This window comes from Kribbella flavida DSM 17836, from assembly GCF_000024345.1.
GTDB lineage: Bacteria > Actinomycetota > Actinomycetes > Propionibacteriales > Kribbellaceae > Kribbella > Kribbella flavida.
Genome location: NC_013729.1, coordinates 2,866,831 through 2,890,456, shown reverse-complemented (window position 1 = coordinate 2,890,456; position 23,626 = coordinate 2,866,831). Strand labels below are relative to the sequence as shown.

Sequence of the window (23,626 nt, the reverse complement as noted above, 5' to 3'; positions counted from 1 at the left end):
CCACCGATTGCCCCGCTGGAACGCGTCAGGGTGCCGGAGCCACCACGACGCTGAACATCAGTGCCCGTGCCGAGGCCGAGTCGGCCGTCGCGGTCAGACCGCCGAGCGTGCCCGGCCCGAAGGGTCCGCTGTCCCCCGCCAGCGAGGTGATCCGGCCGGAGCCGCTGCCGGTCGTCGCCGAGCGGACGGTCAGCCCGGTCGGCGGCGTCAGGACGGTCGTGGCCGACGACTTCTCACCCCAGTAGCTGACCAGCCGCGCCCCGGTCACGGTCGACGACACCGGCGGCGTGGTGTGCGTGTTCTGGACGAGAGTCTCGCTGGCCGCGGTCGCGGCCGCCACCGGCGTGGTGCCGGAGACACCGGAGTACACGACCAGGGTGGCGTTGGCCTTGGTCAAGCTGGACGTGGCCACGCCCACCGTCGTACCGGCGTCGGCCGCGGTGGCCGTCCGGCGCCAGACCCGTGCGTTCTGATTGGTCGAGCTCGCGGTCTGGACCTGCGTCCAGCCCGCCGGGCCGGTGATCGCCGGCGCCGGGTCGTTGTCGGCGAAGAAGAGCAGCATCAGCGCGCCCGCCGGGGTAGCGGCCGGCACGGTGACGTTGAACGCGTTGCTGTTCAGGTTGACCGCGCTCGCGCCCACGAACGTCACCGGACTGGCGCCACCCGCGGTCACTGTGACGTCCTGCGTCCGCTGCCCGGTGCCACCGCTGTTGTCGGTGACGGTCAGCGTGACCGAGTAGGTCCCGGCGGCGGCGTACTGGTGGGTCGGGTTCGGCGAGACCGAGGTCGCGCCGTCACCGAACGACCAGTGGTACGACTGGATGGTGCCGTCCGGGTCGGTCGAGCCGGCCGACGAGTACGTGCAGTCCAGGTTGCTGCAGCTGATCCCGGCCTGAGCGACCGGCAACTGGTTCGGCGGCGCGGCGACCCCCTGGAACAGGAACAGCGCCCGCGCCCGCCACTCACCGGTGGACACCGTGGTCGAGGACCCGGTCGGTACGCCGGCCGCCGGGGACCAGCCCGCGCGACGCAGGTCGCCGTCGAGCGAGCTCGCCCAGTAGAATCCGGTCGGCGTGACGAACATGCCGTTGACCTGCGCGAAGTTCACCCCGGCGACGTTCCCGGTCGCGGTGTAGCGGGCGGCGCCGACGACGCCGCTCTCCGGAGTGAAGTACCGGTAGTAGAGGTTCGGCTGACCGAGCAGCGTGTAGTAGATCCGGCCGCTGTCGAAGAACATGCCGGTGATGTTCTGCACTTCGCTGTGCCAGGTGGACATGTACACCAGCAGGTCGCCGGTGTTGACCAACGTCGGCGTTCCGAAGGTGCTGCCGTTGTAGGTGCGGCGGTTGAACGAGCCGTCCGACCAGCCGGCGTACAGGACGCCGTTCAGCATGAAAGCGCCACGGTTGGCCGTGCCCCAGCTGATCCCGCCGTTCGGCACCGTGGCCGGCGCGCCGAACGTGCTGCCGTCGTACGCCGTCCGGGTGACCGTGTCGGCGATCGGCAGCAGTGGACCCGCGCGGTACAGGTTGTTCGGCAGCGTGGGCGTGTTGTTCGCCGGTACGACGGTGCCGCCGGCGAGCGGGAAGTACGCGATCCGTGGGTGGTACTCGAAGTTCTGGCCGATGTGCTCGGTGTCCGAGCCGACCCACAACCCGGTCGAGGTCGACAGCAGATCGAAGACGCCGACCCCCCGCTCGCGGGTCGGGTTCCAGGAGAACGGCAGGCCGTTGGCCGGATCGAGCGCGGCGATGCCGGGACGCGAGACCGCGCCCTGACCGGCGCGGTCACCGGCGAACGGGTTGTTCTGCCAGCGCTGGTGCCCACCGATGTAGACCACCGATCCGGTGATCGCGACCGCGTACAAGGTGTCGCCGCCGGTGTTGTTGAGCCAGTGGTAGCTCAACCCGCTGCCCCGGGCGCCGGTGTTGAACCGCGCCGACGAGTCGCACGCGGTTCCGGCGCCGCCGTACGCGCCGGTGGTGGTGATGACGAAGTACGACCCGTCCGGGGAGATGTCGACGTCGCGCATGTAGGTCTGGAAGGAACCGGAGCAGGCGGTGTTGTAGAAGTTGGTCTGCCAGTTCTCCACCGCCGCGGTGGCTCCGGTGAGGTTCAGCATGAACACCTGGTGGTGCCGGACGCCCTGGATCGTGTCGAAGTTGCCGACGGCCACCAAGTGGCTGCCGTTCGGGGTGACGTCCAGCTTCATCACGGTGGTGTTGCCGCCGTTGTGCACCCCGGCGATCGCCAGGCTCATGTGCGGGTCGTAGGCGCCGGTGGTCGCGTTGACCGTGGCGAGCGCCGCCTGGGCGCGGCCCTGCACGTGGGTGAAGGTGCCGGCCAGCCAGAGCCGGTTGCCGACCAGTCGCATGTCCTTGACCCGCCCGGACAGGGTCGGCGGCTGGAACGTCGTCACCCGGGCGCCGGTGGTCGCGTTGATCCGCGCCGTGCTCACCGAGGCGACGCCGCCGACGGTGTTGAAGGAGCCGCCGATGTAGACGGTGGACCCGTCGCCGGACGGGATGATCGTGGTCACCTCGCCGTCCGGGTTCGGCGCGAAGCCGGTGCTGATCGCGCCGGTGGTCGCGTCGAACGCGGCCAGGTTGCGGCGGGCCAGCACCGGTCCCCCGGCGGCCGCCTGGATCTGGGTGAACAGGCCACCGATCAGGATCGTGTTGCCGACCTGCACGATGGACTTCACCGACCCGTCCAGCACGTTCGGGGTGAAGTTGGCCGGATCCTCGCTCACCACCCGGTCCTGCGGGACCTGGACGGCCTGCCCGGCCTGCGCCGGGACCAGCCAGACGGTGATCGCGGTGACGATCGCCAGCACGACAGCACAGACACGCCTGGACACGAGTTCCCCCCAACCCCCGGCGCGGTTCCGCGCCGGGCACGACCGGCCGCGGCCATCGGTGCCGCGACTCCCCTCTGCGGCGCGGCGGACCCGGCCCGCGCCTCGTGCCGCCGTCATGAGTTCGGCGCCAGGACGACGGTGAACATCAGTGCCCGGGCGCTCGCCGTGTCGGCCGTCGCGGTCAGGCCGCCCACCTGACCCGGCACCACCGGGTCGTTGCTGTCCACGGCCAAGGCGGTGATCCGGCCGGAGCCGGCCCCGGTACCGCTCGCGCGGGTCGTGGTGCCGGCCGGCGGCGTCAGCGCGGTGGTCGCCGAGGACTTCTCCGCCCAGTAGCTGACCAGCTTGCCGCCCACGGTCGCCGTGGTCAGGGTGGGCGTGGTGTGCCCCGCCTGGCTGACCGTCTCCGACCCGGTCGCCGAGCCGGAGACCGGGTCGGCGGCGGTACCGCGGTACGCCAGCAGGGTGGCATCGGCCTTCGTCAGCGACGAGGTCGTCACCTGCACGGTGCTGCCGGCGTCCGCCGCGGTCGCCGTACGGCGCCACAACCGGCCCACCTGGTTGCTCGATGCAACAGACTCGACCAGCGTCCAGCCGGCCGGGCCGGTGATCGCCGGCGCCGGGTCGTTGTCGGCGAAGAACAGCAGCAGCGCGTCGCCCGCGACCACCCCGCTCGGTACCGTCACCGCGAAGCTCGCGGCGTTGCCGTTCACCCGGCTGGAGCCGACGAAGTCGATCGGCGCACTGGCCTCGACGGTCACGGGCCGGCTGGTCGACGCGGTTGCGCCTTCGTTGTCGGTCACCGTGAGGGTGACCGAGTAGGTCCCGCTCGCCGCGTACGTGTGCGACGGGGTGACGCCGCTGCCGGTCGCGCCGTCGCCGAAGGTCCAGGCGTACGCCGCGATCGTGCCGTCCGGATCGCTCGCGCCGGATCCGTCGAACGCGCAGGTCGAGCCGGAGCAGGACGCCCCGAACGCCGCCGTCGGGCCTGCGTTCACGTGGGTGACGGTCACGCTCTGGGTCTTGCTGTTCGTGCCGCCCCGGTTGTCGGTGACGGTCAGGCCGACCTGGTAGGTGCCGGCCGCGGCGTACCGGTGCGACGGGTTGGCGGCCGTGCTGGTGGAGCCGTCGCCGAAGGTCCAGGCGTACGACGCGATCGTGCCGTCGGGATCGGTGGAACCGGCCGACGAGTACGTGCAGTTCAGGTCCGTGCAACTGACGGCCGCCTGCGCGGTCGGCACCTGGTTCGGGCCCAGTCCCGACGGGTCCTGGTAGAGGAAGAGCGTGCGGGCCCGCCAGTCGGTGCCGCCGGTCGACAGGGTCTGCGCGGTACCGGCTACCGGTGCGCCGGTCGCGGAGTTCCAGGTCGCCTTGCGCAGCGTGCCGTCGGTGGACTGCGCCCAGTACAGCGTGTTTCCGGCGAGGAACATGCCGTTCACCTGGGAGAAGCTGAGGCCGGTCAGGCTCGGGCTCGCGGTGAAGACGTTCGCGCCGACCACGCCGCTCTCCGGCGTGAAGTACCGGTAGAACAACGACGACTGACCCGAGCGGGTGTAGTAGATCCGGCCGGAGTCGAAGAACATGCCGGTGATGTTCTGCACCTCGCCGTGCCAGGTGGACATGGTCGTCAGCAGGTCTCCGGTGTTCACCGGGGTCGCGGCGCCGAAGGTGCTGCCGTCGAAGCTGCGCCGGTCGAAAGCGCCGTTGGACCAGCCGGCGTACAGCTGGCCGTTGAGCATGAAGGCGCCGCGGTTGTTGCCCCAGGTGAGGCCCCCGTTCGGGACCGAGCCGACAGCGGTCGCGGTGGTCCCGTTGAACGACGACCGGCCCAGCGTGTTGTCCCAGGTGACCGACAGCAGCTGCTGCTTGCGGCGGCCCGCGATGTACAGGTCGTTCGGCAGCGTCGGGGTGTTGTTCGGCGCGATGACCGCACCGGTGAGCGGGAAGAACGCGATCTTGGCGTGGTACTCGAAGTTGCCGATCCGGTCGGTGTCCGAGCCGACCCACAGCCCGGCCGGGGTGGCGAGCAGGTCGAAGACCCCGACCCCGCGCTCCCGGGTCGGGTTCCACGACAGCGGCAGGCCGTTGACCGGGTCGAGCGCGGCGATGCCCGGACGCGCCACCGCGCCCTGGCCGGCCGAGTCGCCGCTGAACGGGTTGTTCTGCCAGCGGGCGTGCCCGCCGGTGTAGACGACCGAACCGGTGATCGCGACCGCGTAGGTGGTGTCACCGCCGGTGTTGTTGATCCACTTCGCCTTCAGGTCCGAGCCGCGGGCGCCGGTGTTCCAGCGGGCGGTCGAGTCGCAGGCGGACAGTGATCCGCCGTACGCGCCGGTGGTGGAGATGACGAAGTAGGAACCGTCCGGCGCGATGTCGAGATCGCGCATGTAGGTCTGGAAGGAGCTCGAGCAGGCGGAGTTGTAGAAGTTCGTCTGCCAGTTCTCCACCGTTGCGCTCGTGCCGGTGAGGTTCAGCATGAAGACCTGGTGGTGCTTGACGCCCTGGATCGTGTCGAAGTTGCCGATGGCCACCAACTGGCTGCCGTCCGGCGTGACGTCGATCTTCAGCACGCTGGTGACGCCGCCGTTGTGCAGGCCGGCGATCTGCAGTGCCATGAACGGGTCGTAGGCGCCGGTGGCCGGATTGACCGTGGCCAGCCCGGCCTGCGGACGTCCTTCCACCGTGCTGAACAGACCGGCGATCCACAGCCGGCCGTTCGACAGCCGCAGGTCCCGGACCCGGCCGTCGATCCGCGGGAAGTGGAAGCCGGCCACCCGGGCGCCGGTGGTGACGTCGATCCGGGCGACGCTCGGCGACCCGCCGCCGCTGATGTTGTTGAAGTAGCCGGCCACGAACGCGCTGCTGCCGTCGCCGGCCGGGATGATCGTGGTCACCTCGCCGTCCGGGTTCGGCGCGAAGGTGGCGTCGATCTCGCCGGTGGTGGCGTTGAAGGCGGCCAGGTTCGTCCGGGCGTACGTCGTCGCGCCGTCGCGGGACTGGACCTGGGTGAACTCGCCGCCGATCAGGATCCGGTTGCCGAACTGCTGGATCGTCTTGACCGACCCGTCCAGCACGTTCGGCGTCCAGTTCGCCGGGTCGTCGGTGACCAGCCGGTCCTGGCTCACCTGGACGGCGTTGGCCGCCGGGGCCAGCACCACCAGACAGCCGGTCAACGCCGTCAGCAACGCCATGAGCACACAGAAATAGGGCTTGCGCACGCTTTCCTCCCCCGCCCGGCCCGCGCACACGCGGTTGCCGGGCACACCCTTGCCTGGCACACCCCCCGGCGCTCCAGGTCCCCTTGAACGCACAGTTAACACCCTCGCGCCGGTTGCCGCAGTACCTCGGCCGCAAATGGCCCGGCGCGCGGCCGGAAGTCGACATCAGGCCACCGGCCGCCACTGTGCGTGACCGATCCGCGGGCGTGGTGGCCGATCGCGGACCCCCGGTTCGTCACGGACAGGTGCCGAAAACGTCACCGGTCATTGGCGATCCGTTCTCCTGCGCCTATCCTCAGCTGGGGAGAGCACCAGCTTGGCCGGGGGGCCGGGGTCGCTGGGCTCGGGACCACGGGTGGGGGAATCCAGTTGTCGTCACGTCATGTCGCCGCGGGTGGGGCCGTCGGCGCTGTCGGCGTGCCCCGGCAGCGCCGCCGCTGGTCGGCCGGCTGGCCGCTGTCGGTGCTGTTCCTCGGCTTCCCGCTCTGGTGGGTGCTCGGGATCACCGAGTTCGTCTTCTTCCTGGCCGCCGTGCCGATGGCGTGGGCGCTGATCAGCCGCCGCACCGTGGTCGCGCCGCGCGGCTTCGGCTGGTGGATCGGCTTCCTGGCGGTCGTGCTGGTGAGCGCCACGATGCTGACCACCGATGCGCCGTTCAGCAACACCGGGCCGCTCGGTGGCACGCTGCTCACCTACGGCTACCGGCTCTGCTGGTACGCCGCGGTCACGATCGTTCTGCTCTACGTCGGCAACACCGACAGGTCCGAGCTGCCGACCGGCAAGGTCGTCCGGCTGCTCGGCTACATGTTCGTGGTGACGGCCTTCGGCGGGCTGCTCGGCGTGCTCGCACCGAACCTCGAGTTCACCTCGGCGCTCGAGCTGCTGCTGCCGGATCCGATCGCGACGAACCGCTTCCTGCAGGCACTGATCCACCCGGCCACGGCCGACATCCAGAACGTGCTCGGTTTCGACCAGCCGCGGCCGCGGGCGCCGTTCGCCTACGCGAACTCGTGGGGCGCGAACCTGTCCTTCTACCTGCCGTTCTTCCTGTACGGCTGGTTCGGGCGGGACGCGGGCTGGCGGCGGATCGCCGGCTGGCCGGTGCTGGTGGTCGCCGCGGTGCCGGTCGTGTACTCGCTGAACCGCGGGCTGTGGGCCGTGCTCGTCGTCGGCGCCCTGTACGCCGTCGTCCAGGTGATCCGGCTGCGCGGCTTCAACGCCGTCGCCTGGCTGGCGCCGGTCGCGGTGGTGGCGGTGGTGGCCGCACTGCTCTCGCCGCTGCCGACGATGATCGGCGAGCGGCTCGCCAACCAGCACAGCAACGACCGCCGCAGCGAGCTCGCCCTCAAGACGATCGAGTCGACCGTGAAGGGCTCGCCGCTGGTCGGCTTCGGCAACACCCGCGACGTCGAGGGCAGCTTCGGCTCGATCGCGGGCGGGGCGACGCTGGGCTGCCCGGCCTGCGCCGTGCCGCCGTTCGGGACCCAGGGGCACCTGTGGCTGGTCGTGTTCACCCAGGGCCTGCTCGGGACCGCGCTGTTCCTGGCGTTCTTCCTGGTCCGGTTCGCGCGGCACGTGCGCAGCCGGGAACCGGTCACCATGATCGGCCTCGCGGTGCTGATCTTCTTCCTGATCGAGATCCTGGTGTACGACACGCTCGGCGCGCCGCTGTTCACGCTGATGATCGCGCTGGGCCTGATGTGGCGCACCGACCGCGACGCCCAGGACGACCGCCAGGACGACCGCCGGAGCGCACCGGCGGTGAGCTCGCCATGACCGGCACCGCGGGTCTGACCACGGATCGCCTGCTCGGCGCGGTGGGGCGGCTCTGGCCCGGCCACGACGTCGAGCTGCTGCGGGCCCGGCGGCAGGCCGGGACCGGCCAGGACCTGATTTTCGTGCCGTCCGGTTCGGCCCCTCGGCTGCTGGTGCCGGCCGGTCGTCCGGCCGCCGCCGCGAGCGGGCTGCGCCGGTTCAGCCGGGCGCTGTCGGGCAAGGAGCGCGTCGTCCGGTCGATCGGTTCGGTCGCGCTCCGGGCCGGGGCGGAGGGTCTGCTGGCCGACCGCATCCGGATCACGCCGCGCGCCGGTGCCGGCGACTCGATCGAGCAGCACCTGTCCGGCGTGCTCGGGACCGAGGTCGTGGTCGGCCTCGGCGTCGGGTCCCTGCGAGCCAACCAGAAGCCGATCCTGCAGGTCTTCGACGAGCGGGGACGCTGCATCGCGTACGTGAAGGTGGGCGACTGCGCCCTGACCGCCCGCCTGGTCCGGCAGGAAGGTGCTGCCCTCGCCGAGCTGGCCAAGGCGGAGTGGCGGCTGCTGGAGATTCCGGCCCTGCTCCACCTGGGCAGTTGGCACGACCTCGAACTGCTGGTGATCTCCGCGCTGGACACCAGGTTCCGGCCCGGTGCCGGGTCGCTGCTGCAACCACCGTTGGCGCCGCTGGACGAGTTGTACGACCGGTACGACGAAGGCTCAGCCGCACTCGGCGTCACGACGTACTGGCGGGAGCTGCGGGGCACCACGGAGCTGATCGAGGACGACGGCCAGCGTGCGGACTACACCGACGCGCTGGACCGGATCGAGCAGAGTCGCGGTGACGAGCTCGTTCGGCTGACCGCCTGGCACGGGGACTTCGCACCGTGGAACCTCAGCCTGCGCGGGACCCGGCTGCAGTTGTGGGACTGGGAGCGGTTCGCGACCGGCGTACCGGCCGGGCTGGACCGGGTGCACTACGTGCTGCACACCAGCGCCCGGGCCGCAGGGTTCTCCGGCCAGGTGATCGACACCGCGTTGGCCGGTCCGTACCCGCGCCATCCTGCCTGGCCGCCCGCAGCGCAGGAACTGCTCGGCGTGCTCTACCTCGCCTCGCTCTCCGCCCGGTACCTGATCGGAAGTCAGGACCCGCAGGGTGCGGTTCTGCGCCCGACGACTCAGACCGTGCTCGACGCACTGACCCGGCACAGCCGACGGCTCACCGCCGCGGCGCCGAAGGGAGCCACCCGATGACGACCGTCAAAGCCGGCCTGACCGCACGGCGTACCGCCGTGCTGCGGTCCACCCGGGACATCGTGCCGGACGGCGCGCAGCACGCGGTCCGCAGCGCGACCCGCGCCGTCGGCCGGGCGACCGCGGGCGTGCGGCTGCTGCCGGACCTGATCGTCGCGGGCGCGCAGCGGTGCGGGACGACGACGCTCTACCGGCTGCTGGTGGACCACCCGGCGATCGTGCGGCCCCTGTTCCACAAGGGCATCGGCTACTTCGACGTCGGCTACCACCACCCGTGGTCCTGGTACCGCGGGCACTTTCCGGTCGCCCCGGTGGCGGCAGCCCGGACCCGGCGGACCGGCCGGCCGATGACGTTCGACAGCAGCGGCTACTACATGTTCCACCCGCTGGCGGCCGAGCGGATCGCCCGGCACCTGCCGGACGTCAAGGTGGTGACGCTGGTCCGGGACCCGGTCGAGCGCGCGTTCTCGGCGTACAAGCACGAGCGTGCCCGCGGCTTCGAGACCGAGGACTTCGCGACCGCCCTGGCGCTGGAGGACCAGCGGCTCGCCGGTGAGGTCGAGCGGATGCGCGCCGACCCGTCGTACGAGAGCTTCCACCACCGCCACCACGCGTACGTCGGCCGCGGCCGGTACGCCGAGCAGATCGTCCGGCTGCAGCAGGCGCTGTCGACCGAGCAGGTTTTCGTGATCGACGCGAACCGGTTCTTCGCCGAGCCGGTCGAGCAGTTCGCCCGGCTGCAGCAGTGGCTGGGACTGCCGGTGCACGACCCGGTCAAGGTCGAGCAGGCCAACGCGCGTCCCAGCGCACCGATGGACGACGCGCTGCGGACGGCGCTGCTGCGGCGTTTCGAGGACTCCGATGCCGAGCTGACCCCGATGCTCGGGGTTACACCGAGCTGGCGGCTGTGAAGCCCGGCCGGCCGGCGCGCGACGACGCCATCGAGCTGTCCGCCTACCTGCGCGCGATGCGCCGGGGCACGGTGGCGGTGGCCGTCTGCGCGCTGGTCGGCGCGATTGCCGGCGTGCTGTGGACGGTTCGCACCCCGCGGGTCTACTCCTCCACCTCGGCCGTACTGGTGGCCGACGCGCCGCTGTACCTGGCCCGCGAGGGCGAGGAAGGGGCCAAGTGGTTCACCATCGACACCGAGGCCGCCCGGCTGGTGTCGGCCCCCGTGCTCGAAGCGGCCCGGCAGGCGACCGGCGAGCGGAACATCCGGACCAAGCTGCACATCGCGGCGGTGCCGACCACGAAGGTCCTCAAGATCACCTACCGGTCCACCGACCGGCGGGCGGCGGAGAAGGGCGCGACGGCGATGACCGCGACGTACCTGCAGCTGCGCCGCGACGAGTTCGAGGCCCGCCGCGACGACCGGGTGGAGCTGATCGGCCAGCAGATCGCGACGCTGAACGCGCGGCTCGACGAGACGCTCATCACCGGCCGGAGCACCGCCGCGAAGGTGGCCGAGCAACGCGCCACCCGGCAGGCGATCGCGGCCCAGATCGCCGCCCGGCAGACCGAGTCCCGGCAGGTCCGGGTGACCAGCGCCTACCCCGGACAGGTGCTCCGGGTCGGTGGCACCACCGCCGCCGAGCGGATCAACCCGCTGGTGCCGCCGGTGACCGGGTTGCTGATCGGCGGCCTGGCCGGTCTGCTGCTGGCAGCGATCCGGTCGTCCCGGCTGGGCACCGCCTCCGACCTGACCCGGCTGGTGCCCGGCGGCACAGTGGTCAAGCTCCGGCTGCACGATCCGGACGGGAACCGTACGAGGAGCTGGGACCCGATCACCACCGGCGTGCTCGGCATGGGCGCCGGCACTGTGCTGATCACCCCACCGGACCGGCCGCCGGGCGAGCTCGAACGGGCCGCGGCCGACGAACTGTCCGCCGCGCTGCGGCACCACGGACGGCGGGCCTGGGTGATCGACCAGAGCGTGCTGCCCGCCGACACCGTGCCGGCCGCGAACCGGCGCTCCCGCACGAGCACCGTGCTGGTGACCGGCGGCGGCATCACCAGCGAGCCCGGCTCGGTGCTCGCCGCCCTGGCCGGCCACGTCGTCCTGGTCGTCACCCCGCGGACCCGGCAGCGAGCGCTGGCCGAAGCAGTGCACCGCGCCGGCCAGGTCGGCGCGACCGTTCAAGGCGTCGTCCTGCTGACCAGGCCCGGCCGCCTCGTGCCCGCAGTGCTGAGAAGGAGCATCTGATGAGCCCAGACCCCGTAGCGTCCGGGGCCGCGACCCCCACCGTGAGCGTCGTGGTCGCCACCCGGAACCGGCCGGAGCTGCTCCGCAAGGCGCTCGGGTCGATCGCCGCCCAGGACTATCCTGGGCCGGTCGAGCTGGTCATCGTGTACGACCAGAGCGAACCCGAGACCGGGCTGGCCGCCGACCTGCCGCTGACCGGCCGGGCCGGTGGGCGGCGGGTCCTGGTCGTGACCAACTCCCGGACACCCGGCCTGGCCGGCGCCCGCAACAGCGGCGTGACCGCTTCGAACGGCGAACTGCTGGCGTTCTGCGACGACGACGACAGCTGGCGGCCGGACAAGCTCAGCACGCAGGTGGCGATGATGACCACCGCCGGGGCCGGGCTGTCGGTCTGCGGCATCCAGATCACCATCGGCGACCAGACCCACGTGCGGGTGCCGACGCCGGCCGACGTCACGGTGGCCGAGCTGGCCCGCCGCCGGGTGATGGAGGCCCATCCGTCCACGGTCGTGGTGAGCCGGGCGGCGTTCGACCGGATCGGCTGGGTCGACGAGGACCTGCCCGGCGGGTACGCCGAGGACTACGACTGGATGCTGCGCGCGCTGGCCGCCGAGAAGGTGGCCGTGGTGAGCAAGCCGCTGGTCGAGGTGCTGTGGCACCCGGGCTCCTTCTTCACCACCCGCTGGGCGGTGATCATCGACGCGCTGGACTACATGGTCGACAAGCACGCGGTGATCCGGGACAGTCCGCGCGGGCTGGCCCGGATCTACGGCCAGAAGGCCGTGGCGTACGCCGCGCTGCAGCGGCGGTCGGACTCCTCCCGGTGGGCCCTGCGGGCGCTCCGGCTGGCACCTGGTGAGAAGCGCGGGTACCTCGCGCTGGCGATCGCATCTGGGGTCGTCCCGGCGGACAGAGCGTTGTCATGGGCGAATGCGAGAGGGCGGGGAATATGAGTGGCACGACGGAGACGACAGGCGCCGTACAGGGCAGCAGGTTCACCTGGTCGGGGCTCGCACGCCGGCTGCCGGTGATCGCGCTGCTGCTGGCCGTCGGCACGGGGCTGGGCTTTCTCGGCGCCCGCCAGCAACCGGCCACCTACACCGCGACGGCGACCGTCCTGGTCGAGCCGGCCGACGGCAACCCGTACGCGCCGGGGACCCGTGGACAGAACCTGGCCAACCTGGGCACCGAGGCGCAGCTGGTCAGCTCCGACGCGGTCGCGCAGATCGCCAAGTCGTCCCTGCGCAGCAGCGCGTCGGTCGCGGCGCTGGTCGAGCAGCTGGCGGTGACCACCCCGCCGAACTCGCAGGTGCTCGAGGTGGCCTACACCGACATCACGCCGGCCGCCGCGCGCAACGGGGCGAACGCGTTCGCGAACGCGTACCTCATCGCCCGCGAGCGCCGGGCGGCGCAGTCGGTCCAGGCCCAGATCAACAACCTCACCAAGGCCCGGACCGCCAACCAGTCGGCGCTGCAGCGCAACCTGGCCGCGCTGGCCAAGACCTCCGCCGGCTCGCCGGCCCGGGTGCTCGCCGAGCAGCGGGTGACGACGGCGACCGCGGAAGCGTCGAAGCTGGAGGCCCAGATCAGCGACCTGCGGCTGTTCCAGGGCGATCCCGGCCAGGTGCTGTCGCCGGCCGCGCTGCCGACCGGAACAGCCGGCTTGCCGAGCTGGATCCTGCCGGTCGCGGGCGCTGCGATCGGCCTCCTGCTCGGGTTGGTGCTGGCGATCGTGCGGTCGCTCAACGACCGCACGCTGCGGACCGTCGACGACGTCAAGGCCGTCGGCTACCCGGTGCTCAGCACGGTCGAGTCGACCTCCGGCGAACGAGCGGAAGCGCTGCTCAGCGACGCGGCCGCGGACCTGCCCGACGGTGCCCGGCTGCTGCGCAGCATGCTCGGCGTCGCCAGTCCGGACGGCGGAGCGGTCCTGCTCGTACCGGCCGGTGCGGCCGGTCCGCACACCACCACTCCCCTGGCGCTCGCGGCCGCCCTCGCCCGGGCCGACCAGACCGTCACGCTCGTCGACACCGACGGTGATCTGACCCGGGCGACCGGACTGGCCGACGCGGACGGCGTCGCGGAGGTGCTGAACGAGGACGCGGACCCGGACGAGGTGGCGACGCAGTACCAGGAAAATCTGCGGTTCGTGCCGGTCGGCCCGCGGTACTCCAGCTCCGTCGACAAGCTGGCGTCCCCGCAGATGCGGTCGTTCCTCGAGGGCCTGGCGCCGGACTCCCACTGGGTCCTGGTGGCCGGCCCGATCGCATCGGCACCCGAGGCGCTCACGCTGGCGGACCTGTGCACCGACGTGATCATCCTGGTCAGCCTCCGGCAGACCACCGCGGCCGATCTCCAGCACGCGGCCGAGGCCGTCACCCGCGGCGGCGCGCGCCTGGTCGGCGTCGTGGTCGACCAGCCGGTCCGGTCCGGTCTGCTGCATCGCGGCCGCACCGGGGACGAGCCTGCGCACGACCAGGTCGACCCGGTCCCGGCCGTCGCGGACGCCGTACCGCAACCGGTGGCGGCGCCGGTGGTAGCGGCGCCCGCGGTGGCGGCGGCGGACGAGCGGACGGAGGAGATGCCCGTGCTGGAGGACCGGAGGGTGGTCGAGGATCAGCCGGCCGGTGAGAAGACCGGCGAGAAGGCCGGGTACGCCAGCACACGGAGAACGGTGTAGTGGCCCTTCCGCTCACCGGCACGACGGGTCCCCACCCGGCCAGCCTGGCGAAGATCGCCCGCGGCGGCTCCGCCAACCTGGTCGGAGCCGCCGGCGGCGCGGTGCTCACCCTGCTGCTCACCTGGGTGGTGACCCGCGGCACCGACGCCACCGTGGCCGGCGGCCTGTTCGCGCTGACCGCGGTGTTCCTGATCGTCGCGGCGATCGCCGAACTCGGCTCGGACGTGTCGCTGTCGAAGTTCCTTCCGCACTTCCTGGTCGAGGACCGGCTGGCCGACGCCCGCACCACCGTCCGGATGGCCGCGCTGGTGTCCCTGCTCGGCGGCGGCCTGCTCGGCGTGGTCCTGCTGGTCCTGCGCGGTCAGGCGGCGGACGTCGTTCTGGGTGACGGCAGCGCGGCCGGAGGCAGCCGGGCGGTCGCCGTCCTGGCCGTCTGCATCCCGCTCGCGGCGGTGACGAACACCGTGCTGTCCGCCACCCGCGGGCTCACCGCGATCCGGCCGACCGTGCTGGTGGACAAGATCGGCCGGGCGCTGCTGCAGGTCGGCTGCGTCGGCGTCGCGGTCGCGGCCGGCGCCGGGCTCGGTGGCCTGACGCTGGCCTGGGCCCTCCCGTACGTCGTAGCCACGCTTGCCGCGATCGGCTGGTTCCTGCTGATCGAGCGGCGTCTGGTCGCCCGCAGCGGGCCGGGCCGGCCGCCGTCGGCGCGTACGGCGCTCTGGCGCGAGTACGCCGCCTACACCTGGCCGCGGGTGATCTCACGGATCAGCCAGAGCATCTTGCAACGAGCCGACATCGTGCTCGTCGCCGCACTGCGCTCACCGGCCGAGGCGGCGGTCTACACCGTCGCCACCCGGCTGTTCGTGATCGGCCAGCTCGGTGCCCAAGCGATCCAGCAGGTCGCGGCTCCGCACACCAGTGCGTTGCTGTCCGCCGGGGACGGCCGGGAGACCAAGCGGGTGTTCCAGACCGTCACCGCGTGGACGATGGCGCTGACGTGGCCGTTCTTCCTGGCCTGCCTGGCGCTGGCGCCGTTCCTGCTGCACGTGTTCGGCGGTACGGCGTACCGGGCCGGCGACGACGTGGTCGTCGTGCTGGCCGTGGCCGCGCTGCTGGCTGCCGCGGGCGGTCCGGTGGACCTGATCCTGCTGATGGCCGGCCGGAGCGGGCTGAGCCTGGTCAACGCGCTGGTCGCGCTCGGCGTCAACCTGGTCCTGAACCTGCTCCTGATCCCGCGCATCGGCATGGTCGGTGCGGCGGTCGCGTGGGCGGCGGCGATCGTGGTGCGCAACGTGCTCGGCATGATCCAGGTCTCGGCCACCCTGCACTGGCTGCCGTTCAGCCGCCTGTCGGTATCGGTCGGCGGCTTGGCGCTGGCCTGCTTCGCCGTACCGCCACTGCTCCTGAACCTGGTCGCGGACCCCTCCGACGGGATGCTCGTGGCCGTGCTGGCGGCGGGGGCCGTCGGCTACCTGACCGCGCTGTGGAAGCTGCGCGACCACCTCGCCCTGACGGCGTTCACCGCGATGCTGCGGCGCCGTCGTCACCCCGACCCGGCCGGTGTGCTGCCTGCCGGAGACGACACGAAGCCGGTACCCCTGTGAAGACGTTCCGCCCCGTCCTGCGGGCGCTCGGTCCCCGAGCGCTGCACCGTCCCGTCCTGCTCGTCGTCGCGCTGACGGCGGCCGCCGGGATCGGCGCCTGCGCGAAAGCCCAGCCCTTGGCCGCACCGACCGCCGCCGGGCCGTCGAACACCGGTGGCCTGGTGCTGTCGACCGGGTTCTCCGACGCCGGCCAGCTGGGCCGGTCCGCACCGACCGGGATCCGGACCAGCTTCGGCCCGGTGGTGGACCGCACCGGGGCGAACCTGGTCGGCGTGGTGGCCTTGGCCGCGGGCGAGCAGCACTCGCTGGCCCTGCTGAACGACGGCCGGGTGCTGGCGTGGGGAGCCAACGACGACGGCCAGCTCGGCACCGGCACCCGCGCGGCCTCGGTGGTCCCGCTGCCGGTCCGCGCACCGGACAACACGCCGGGCGCGCTGACCGGCGTCGTCGACATCGCGGCCGACTCCAACACGTCGGTTGCCCTGCGCAAGGACGGCACGGTGGTGGTCTGGGGCCGGGCGAACTCGGGTCAGCGCGGCAACGCCGACACCACCGCGAACCCGACCACGCCGAGCGTCGTGCTGAATCCGAGCGGCACCGGTCCGCTGACCGGCGTCCGGGCGATCTCGGTCGACGGCGGCAGCGAGCTGGCGCTGACCGATCGCGGCACCGTGCTGGGCTGGGGCGACAACACCTTCGGTCAGCTCGGCACGTCGGCTCCGCCGGTCGCGAAGTTGCCGGTCGCGATCACCGGCCAGGGCAAGGTCCCGCTCGGCAACGTGCGCGCGATCGCCATCGGCGGGCAGCACTCGGTCGCGCTGCTCGGCGACGGCCGGGTGATGACCTGGGGCCGCAACGACGTCAACCAGCTCGGCGACGGCACCGGGGTCAAGCGCAACTTTCCCGCTCCGGTCCTGATCGGGCCGGGTCAACCGCTCACCGGCGCCACCGAGATCTCGTCGGCGGAGAAGTACACGCTGGCGTTGCTCAAGGACGGCTCGGTGGTCGGCTGGGGCCACAACAACGCCGGGCAGCTCGGCAACGGCACGGTCAAGGTGCAGCCGTTCGCGAGCCCCGTGCGGGGCCGCGGCGACGAGCCGAAGCTGCTGGCCGTCAAGCATGTCTTCGCCGGTGAGAGCTACAGCGTGGCGGTCCTGCAGAACGGCACCATCCTCACCTGGGGCGCGAACGGGCGCGGCCAGCTCGCCAGCGGTGACCGTGCCGACCGCAGCAAGCCCGGACCGGTGTCGGTCGAGAACGGCGTCCCGGCACCGAACTGGGTGACGGCCGTCGCCGTCGGCCGCCGGCACCTGCTGATCACCCTGCGCTAGCCGCCGCGCCGCTCAGTTGGGGACAGCGGGCGGCTTGAGCCGCGGGGACTGCAGCGCGGTCCGCAGGGCACTAACGGAAGGGTCGCCGGCCTTGAGCCGAGTGGCCCCGATGTCGCCGAAGTCGGTCTCGTGCCAGTACACCAGCGCCTTCACCTGCGGATAGGCGGCGAGCTGGTCCGGCATCGTCGCGAACACCGCACTGCGGGTCACCTCGCCGAGATTGCGGCTGACGCCCCACTCGGCCAGCATGATCGGTTTGCCCGGGTGCTTGGTGGTCGCCCAGGTGTAGAAGCCGGGCCACTGCGGGTACTTGCGCTGGGTGCGGTTCACCGCCTGCCCGATCCCGCCGGAGTACTCCGGGTCGGGCCCGAAGATGTAGGGGTCCTCGGCGATCCAGTCCACCACGTCGTCGCCGGGATAGAGATCCTCGAACCACGGCTGGGCACCCCAGTGCGGCGCGCCGCGGTACGTCATCACGAGCACCGCGTTCGTCACGCCCTTGGCCTTCAGCCGCAGCGCCACCCGCCGGTACATCGCCGCGTAGTCCTTGGCGGTGAAGCCCGACCCGGCGGCCGGCTCGACCTCCTCCTCCGGCTCGTGGTGGATGGTCAGGAAGAACCGCTCCGGGAACGTCGTCCGCAGGTACTGCGCCTGCGCGTCGATCGCGGCGTCCACCTCCGGGTCACCGGCAGCGACCTCGGCCCAGGTCCGGCCCATCTCGGGCTTCCAGTTCAGCAGCAGCAGGCGCTTCTTGCCCGGCTCCCTGGCCCGCCGGACCATGTCCTCGGCCGGGAACAGCTTCGGGCTCGAGTTGTAGTAGTGGGCGATGTCGACCGGGCGGCCGAGCACCTTCTCGAACGCCGGCAACGCCTCGTCCCACGACTCGTCACCCAGCGGGTTCGCCGCGACACCGAACCAGGCGCCGCACGACGGCACCAGCAGCGCGGACACGGTGCAAGCGGTGGTCGGAACCGCCCGCGGTGTCGTCGTCACCCGCGGTACGGGAGGCGGGTCCTCGGCGTCGGACACCAGGCCGCAACTCACCAGGGCGACCGCCGTCATCACCGCACAGCCCACCACGACAGTCCGCCAGCGGGCCCGGCCCCACGCCCCGTTGGGGCGTTGCGCGCTCATCACCTGATGCTACTGCCCACGCCGCCCGGTGGGGGGTCGGGACCGTTGTCAGCGCAGGACTGGATCGCTAGGGTGAAGCACCAGCCTGTGGGGGGCTGTGGTATCGGGGTGGGGGAAACTGTCATGACACGTGCGCTGGGCCTGGGTGCCCACCGGAGCAACAAGGGCGACCGCGGCGTCGAGAAGCGCATCACCGCGCTCGCCGGCCTGACCGAACTGTCGGGCGGCCGGCTGCTGGACGTCGGCTGCGGCGACGGCACCTACACCCGTCGGCTCGCCGCCGGGTTCGACCACGTCACCGCGGTCGACGTCGAGCCGGAACGGCTGGCCGTCTTCCGGTCGGAGGTGGCGGGAACCGAGCTGGCGGGCAAGCTGGTGATCCGGCAGATGCCGGCCGAGCAGCTCGACCTGCCGGACGCGTCGTTCGACGTGGTCACCACGATCGAGGTGCTCGAGCACGTCCGGGACCTGGACGCCTCGCTGGCGGAGATCCACCGGGTACTGGTGCCCGGCGGCCGGTTCCTGATCACCTCGCCGAACCGGTGGTTCCCGTTCGAGACGCACGGCTTCTTCGTGCTCGGCAAGCGCCGGCCGCCGCGGTACGGGCCGTTCCTGCCGTGGATCGTGCCGTTGCACCGGCGGCTGGCCGACGCCCGGTCGTTCACCGTGCGTGGGCTGTCCCGGCAGATCGAGGCCCAGGGGTTCCGGCTGGTCGGCGTGGACTACATCATGCCGCCGTTCGACCGGTCCGGTCTGGGCGGCCGGATCCGCCCGCTCACCGACGGCATCGAGCGCTCCCGGCTCAGCTTCTTCGGGATGGCGCTGATCCTGGTGCTCGAAAAGGTCTGAGCCACCACCGACGAAGCCCTCGCCGGGTGGTGCGATCGCGCACTACCCGGACGAGGGCCTCGATGTCTCTGCGTGGGCACAGCCGGCGCCGGCCGTGCCCTCGGGCCTGCTACTTCAGCTGACGGGCGAGCAGCCCGGTGTTCGCGATCTCCCGCGCGGCGGCCAGGCTGGCCGGCGACGAGTCGAGCCTGGTCGTGCCGACGGTGTGGAAGGTCGACTCGTTCCAGTACACCAGCGCCTTGACCTGCGGCATCTTGCGCAGGCCGTCCTGCACCGTGCGCAGCACGTCGGCCTTGCTCATGCCGAGCATGGTCTGCTCGTCGACGCCCCACTCGCCCAGCATGATCGGCTTGCCCGGGTGCTTGGTGGTCGCCCAGGTGTAGAAGCCCGGCCAGCCGGGATTGGTGTAGGTGTCCTTGCGGTTGACGCCGGTGGTGAACGGACCCCACCAGTTCGCGTCGTCGCCGAAGATGTACGGGTCCTCCGCGATCCAGTCGACCACGTCGTCACCGGGGTAGAGGTCCTCGAACCAGGGCTGCGAACCCCAGTGCGGAGTGCCCATGTAGTTCATCACGAAGACGGCGTTGGTGACGCCGTTCGCACGCAGCCGCTGGACCACGTGCCGGTACATCGCCCGGTAGTCCTTGGCCGTGTAGCCCGAGCCGGCGGCCGGCCTGACCTCTTCCTCCGGCTCGTGGTGGATGCCGAGGAAGAACTTCTCCGGGAACGTCGACTTCAGGTACCGCGCCTCGGCGTCGATCGCCTTGTCGACCTCCGGGTCACCGGCGGCGACCTGGGCCCAGGTCCGGCCCATCTCCGGCTTCCAGTTCAGCAGCAGCATGCGCTTCTTGCCGGGTTCGCGGGCCCGCTTGATCATCTCGGCCGTCGGAAACAGCTTCGGGCTCGAGTTGTAGTAGTGCGCGATGTCGACCGTACGGCCGGTGGTCGCCTCGAACGTCGACAGCGCCTGGTCCCAGCTCTCCGAACCCAGCGGGTTCGCCGCCGCACCCCACCAGGCGCCGCAGGACGGCACCAACAGCGCGGAGACCGTGCAGCCGGGGCCGCTGGTGGGCGGCGCGGTCGGCGTCGGCGTGGTCGGCGTGGGCGTCGGCTTTGTCGTCGTGGGCGTCGTCGTGGGCGTCGCCGTCGGCTTGCTGGCGGTGGGCCGTGGCGTCGTCGTGGTCGGCCGGGTGGCCGTCACCGTCGGACTGACCGTCGGCGCGGTCGTGGTCGGCGCCGAGGTGGGCGTCGACGGTACGGGCGGGGTCGAGCCACCCGGCAGGTAGCTGATCTCCAGCTTCGTCTGGGCGGTGCCGGACTCCCGGGAACCGAAGACCGTGCCACCGCGGCCGGCCGCCTGGGTCAGGGCCAGGTCCAGCGACCCGCTCCGGGTCACGCCCGCGGACACGTCGATGCGCAACTCGCGGGACCGGCCGTCGTCGGCGGCCGCAGCGATCGGGGCGCCCGGCGCGGGAGCAGTGGCGGCGGTGACCGCCTCGGTCCAGCCGCCGGGGGCGGCGGAGACCTTGATCGTGCTCGGGTTGCCGGTGGTCAGCCGGGTGAGGACCAGGGTGGCCTTGCGGTCGTAGCCGTCGGCAACAGCCGGTGCGGCGTACCGGAGGTAGCTGGTGGACTCGTTCAGCTTGACGACGAGCCGGGTGGACCAGCCGTGCCGCTGGGTCGCGGACTTGGTGGACACGTAGGCGTCCGCGGCGGCGGTGACCGTCACCGGGGCGGGTGCCGGCTCGTCGGAGTCGAGCGCCGCGACGCCGACTCCGGCGGTGGTCAGCACGAGCGCGCCGGCCGCCAGGATCGGAATCAGGGCCCTGCGGCCGGCCTTGGCGACCGGTTCGTTCAGTGCGTCGGAGGGAACGGCAGACCGGTGCCGGCCATGCCTACGGGAGGGGTTGTCCCGCATGAGGGGGGATCCTTCCTGCACGCCTGTGAGGTTAGCTGTCGGGCTCGGGTCGGAAGAAGTACCCGGCCGCCGTGCGCGGCTTCGCCCCAGGATCACCGGCGAGGGGCGCCCGGCGATCCGAGGAACCTGTGGTTCCCCCACTTCCGCCCTCTGGTGCTGGGTGGTAGGTAGGTCACCGGCCCGGAGGGCGGAACTCGGCGTTGCTGGCCGGCGACAGGTGGTCTGCTTGGCCGTCCCCAGGCCGGTCCAGGCGCGGTGAGCTTACGCAGGTTCGCGCGAGGACCTCAAGGCGGCGCACCGCGGTCTTAACATCACCGACGGTAGCCGCCTCACCCAGGGTTACATCACAGCTCGATAACGACCCGATCGGTGACCCTGTGTGGAGCTCGACCGGTTATCGGGGCCCCGAAGCAGCCATTCAGTCTGGCTCTCGTCGGACAGCAAACGCGTTCTTTACATCACACCCCAGCCCTGGCCGCTGTGCGCAAACGCTTGTTTTCACAGGGTTTCCGGCGTTCTCAGGACTTGGCCAGCCGACGACGGGCCCGGCGCAGGCCGAGCCCGTCGATGATCCGCCCGGTCCGGTCGACCGCCGCCGCCAGCCGCAGACCGTCACGATGGTTCTCCTCGGCCGACACCGTGTGGGCCTCGGGATCGGCCAGCACGGCGGCCAGCGCCGCGGCGAAGGACGCCCGGTCCTCGCACAGGGTGACCAGCCCCATCCTGCCCACCCGGCGGGAGAACTCCTGCTGGTGCTGGTCGACGTGCTCCCCCAGCGCCGGGTCCCGCGGGACCACCACCGGCTTGCGGCCCTGCTTGCGGACCTCGAGCATGGTGGCCGGGCCGCCGTGCGTGACGACGGCCGTCGAATGCCGGATCAGCCGCTGCAGTTCGTCGTACGCGACGATGCCGACGCCCTTGGCCCGGCGCGGCGGCGGCGTCGAGCCCAGTTGAACCAGGGCGGTCAGCGCCGCGTGGTCCGGATGCTCGAGGAAGTCGTCCAGCCAGCCGACCAGCCGGTCGAACCGGTGGTGGTCGGTGCCCAGGATGACCAGGATGTCCAACCGGTCCTCGCTCACAACAGCCTCCCCACGACCGCGGACCCGGAGTACAGGCGCTGCTGCTCCTCCCACTGGACCAGCATCCTGCTGGTGAACGGCCGGCAGAGCCGGGCCGTCAAGGTGGGATGGTCGATACGGTCGAACACCTCGATGTACACGGTCGGAATCCGGGCCAGCTTGCCGAGCACGAAGAAGGGCAGCGCGACCCCGGCTCCGGTGGTGACGATCACGTCCGGCCGCTCGCGCCGCAGGACCCGGACGGCGAGCAGCGAGTTGCGCAGCAGGTTCTTCAGGTTGCGGGTGGTCGGGTGGTACGCGTACACCGCCCGCTGGCCGGCCAGCAGCGACTTGCCGTCCTCGGTCGGGAAGGTCACCCAGCAGACGTCTCGCTGCGACCACCAGGGCTTCAACGTCATCAGCTGGGCCAGGTGACCGCCGCTGGAACACACCATCAGGACCCGGATCGAGGACGCCACCGCGTCGTCGGCCGGCCGGTGCTCGGTGGTCGTCATCGTGCCTCGTTGACCATGCCGGCGCCGACGGTGCGGTGGGTCGCCTCGTCGATCAGGACGAAGCCCCCGGTGTACCGGTTGCGTTTGTACTCGTCGCACAGCAGCGGCTGGGTGGTGCGCAGCCGGACCCGGCCGATGTCGTTCAGCCCCAGGTACTCCGCGCCGAGATCGCGGTGCAGCGAGTTGACGTCCAGCCGGTACTGCAGGTCCTTGACCATCGCCCGCGCCGTCCGGGTGGTGTGCTTGATTGCGAACTTCTGCCCCGGCCGCAGCGGCGCGTCGTCCATCCAGCAGACCATCGCGTCGACGTCCTGGGTGACGGCCGGGGCGTTGTTGACCCGGCAGATCATGTCGCCGCGGGAGATGTCGAGCTCGTCGGTCAGCCGGATCGTCACCGACATCGACGGGAACGCCTCCGCCACCTCGCCGTCCGCGGTCTCGATCGAGCGGATCGTCGAGGTGAAGCCCGACGGCAGCACCATCACCTCGTCACCGGCCTTCAGCACGCCCGCGGCCACCTGCCCGGCGTAACCGCGGTAGTCGCGGTACTGCTCGGACTGCGGCCGGATCACGTACTGCACCGGGAACCGGACGTCGATCAGGTTCCGGTCGCTGGCCACGTGCACGTTCTCCAGGTGGTGCAGCAGGCTCGGGCCCTCGTACCACGGCATCGCCGCAGAACGGCTGACCAGGTTGTCGCCGAGCAGGGCCGACACCGGGATCACGGTGAGGTCGCCGATGTCCAGCTTCGCGGCGAACTCGGTGAACTCGGCCCGGATCCGCTCGAACACCTGCTCGGAGTAGCCGACCAGGTCCATCTTGTTGACGCACAGGACCAGGTGCGGCACGTGCAGCAGGGTCGACAGGAACGCGTGCCGGCGGCTCTGCTCCAGCAGCCCCTTGCGGGCGTCGACCAGGATCAGCGCCAGGTCGGCGGTCGAGGCCCCGGTCACCATGTTGCGGGTGTACTGCACGTGTCCCGGGGTGTCGGCGACGATGAACTTGCGCCGCGGCGTCGCGAAGTACCGGTACGCCACGTCGATGGTGATGCCCTGCTCCCGCTCGGCCCGCAGGCCGTCGGTCAGCAGTGCCAGGTTGACGTAGTCGTCACCGCGGTCGCGGCTGGCCCGCTCGACCGACTCGAGCTGGTCGGTGAACACCGACTTGGTGTCGTAGAGCAGCCGGCCGATCAGCGTGCTCTTGCCGTCGTCGACGGATCCGGCCGTCGCCAGTCTCAGCATGTCCACG

16 protein-coding genes and 1 riboswitch are annotated in these 23,626 nt (G+C 71.7%); of the genes, 9 read left to right on the top strand and 7 right to left on the bottom strand.

The features are described 5' to 3' along the window. Positions 1–25 precede the first annotated feature (25 nt). Entirely contained in the window at positions 26–2,860 is a 2,835-nt protein-coding gene (locus KFLA_RS13535; protein WP_237706793.1) for a PKD domain-containing protein, read from the bottom strand. Positions 2,861–2,973: 113 nt separating this feature from the next. Continuing rightward, positions 2,974–6,078: a PKD domain-containing protein gene (locus tag KFLA_RS13530; RefSeq protein WP_012920355.1), complete on the bottom strand. Its 3,105-nt coding sequence runs from the start codon at positions 6,076–6,078 to the stop codon at positions 2,974–2,976. Positions 6,079–6,447: 369 nt separating this feature from the next. Between KFLA_RS13530 and KFLA_RS13525 the strand changes: the two genes are divergently transcribed. Genes KFLA_RS13525 through KFLA_RS13490 form a run of 8 tightly spaced genes read left to right on the top strand, consistent with a single transcriptional unit; the run spans position 6,448 to position 16,904 of the window. Beyond that, positions 6,448–7,854: a hypothetical protein gene (locus KFLA_RS13525; RefSeq protein WP_202797119.1), complete on the top strand. Its 1,407-nt coding sequence runs from the start codon at positions 6,448–6,450 to the stop codon at positions 7,852–7,854. Further along, positions 7,851–9,086 (top strand): hypothetical protein, encoded by a 1,236-nt coding sequence (locus KFLA_RS13520; RefSeq protein ID WP_012920353.1) that lies wholly within the window; start codon positions 7,851–7,853, stop codon positions 9,084–9,086. The genes KFLA_RS13525 and KFLA_RS13520 overlap by 4 nt, the downstream gene beginning before the upstream one ends. Continuing rightward, positions 9,083–9,997 carry a sulfotransferase family protein gene (locus tag KFLA_RS13515; RefSeq protein ID WP_012920352.1) on the top strand — a complete coding sequence of 305 codons (915 nt, stop codon included), beginning with the start codon at positions 9,083–9,085 and terminating at the stop codon, positions 9,995–9,997. Before KFLA_RS13520 ends, KFLA_RS13515 begins: the two co-directional genes overlap by 4 nt. Then, positions 9,994–11,289, top strand: a complete 1,296-nt coding sequence (locus KFLA_RS13510; RefSeq protein WP_012920351.1) for a GumC domain-containing protein — start codon at positions 9,994–9,996, stop codon at positions 11,287–11,289. The genes KFLA_RS13515 and KFLA_RS13510 overlap by 4 nt, the downstream gene beginning before the upstream one ends. Further along, positions 11,289–12,242 carry a glycosyltransferase family 2 protein gene (locus KFLA_RS13505; protein ID WP_012920350.1) on the top strand — a complete coding sequence of 318 codons (954 nt, stop codon included), beginning with the start codon at positions 11,289–11,291 and terminating at the stop codon, positions 12,240–12,242. The genes KFLA_RS13510 and KFLA_RS13505 overlap by 1 nt, the downstream gene beginning before the upstream one ends. Beyond that, the gene (locus tag KFLA_RS13500) at positions 12,239–13,969 is read left to right on the top strand and encodes an LPS biosynthesis protein (protein WP_012920349.1); all 1,731 of its coding nucleotides are present in this window, start codon (positions 12,239–12,241) and stop codon (positions 13,967–13,969) included. The genes KFLA_RS13505 and KFLA_RS13500 overlap by 4 nt, the downstream gene beginning before the upstream one ends. After that, positions 13,969–15,573 carry a lipopolysaccharide biosynthesis protein gene (locus KFLA_RS13495; protein WP_012920348.1) on the top strand — a complete coding sequence of 535 codons (1,605 nt, stop codon included), beginning with the start codon at positions 13,969–13,971 and terminating at the stop codon, positions 15,571–15,573. The genes KFLA_RS13500 and KFLA_RS13495 overlap by 1 nt, the downstream gene beginning before the upstream one ends. Next, positions 15,570–16,904 carry an RCC1 domain-containing protein gene (locus KFLA_RS13490; RefSeq protein ID WP_012920347.1) on the top strand — a complete coding sequence of 445 codons (1,335 nt, stop codon included), beginning with the start codon at positions 15,570–15,572 and terminating at the stop codon, positions 16,902–16,904. The genes KFLA_RS13495 and KFLA_RS13490 overlap by 4 nt, the downstream gene beginning before the upstream one ends. Before the next feature lie 12 nt (positions 16,905–16,916). Here the strand turns inward: KFLA_RS13490 and KFLA_RS13485 are convergent, their stop codons facing one another. Next, positions 16,917–18,038, bottom strand: a complete 1,122-nt coding sequence (locus tag KFLA_RS13485; RefSeq protein ID WP_012920346.1) for a glycoside hydrolase family 26 protein — start codon at positions 18,036–18,038, stop codon at positions 16,917–16,919. Between the two features lie 123 nt (positions 18,039–18,161). Here KFLA_RS13485 and KFLA_RS13480 point away from each other — a divergent pair, with 123 nt between their 5' ends. Beyond that, positions 18,162–18,887, top strand: coding sequence for a class I SAM-dependent methyltransferase (locus KFLA_RS13480; protein WP_012920345.1), 726 nt, complete (start codon positions 18,162–18,164; stop codon positions 18,885–18,887). 109 nt (positions 18,888–18,996) lie between these two features. On the opposite strand, the gene KFLA_RS37935 is transcribed toward KFLA_RS13480, so the two are convergent. The 4 genes from KFLA_RS37935 to cysN form a co-directional block, all read right to left on the bottom strand. Beyond that, positions 18,997–20,805, bottom strand: a complete 1,809-nt coding sequence (locus KFLA_RS37935; RefSeq protein WP_012920344.1) for a CBM96 family carbohydrate-binding protein — start codon at positions 20,803–20,805, stop codon at positions 18,997–18,999. A gap of 6 nt (positions 20,806–20,811) precedes the next feature. Beyond that, a riboswitch (cyclic di-AMP (ydaO/yuaA leader) is annotated at positions 20,812–20,978 on the bottom strand. 345 nt (positions 20,979–21,323) lie between these two features. Beyond that, a complete protein-coding gene (locus tag KFLA_RS13470) occupies positions 21,324–21,884 on the bottom strand; it encodes a glycosyltransferase (protein ID WP_012920343.1) in 561 nt (186 codons plus the stop codon). After that, the gene (pssD, locus tag KFLA_RS13465) at positions 21,881–22,378 is read right to left on the bottom strand and encodes a PssD/Cps14F family polysaccharide biosynthesis glycosyltransferase (RefSeq protein WP_012920342.1); all 498 of its coding nucleotides are present in this window, start codon (positions 22,376–22,378) and stop codon (positions 21,881–21,883) included. The genes KFLA_RS13470 and pssD overlap by 4 nt, the downstream gene beginning before the upstream one ends. Continuing rightward, a complete protein-coding gene (gene cysN / locus KFLA_RS13460) occupies positions 22,375–23,619 on the bottom strand; it encodes a sulfate adenylyltransferase subunit CysN (protein ID WP_012920341.1) in 1,245 nt (414 codons plus the stop codon). The genes pssD and cysN overlap by 4 nt, the downstream gene beginning before the upstream one ends. Positions 23,620–23,626: the final 7 nt, after the last annotated feature.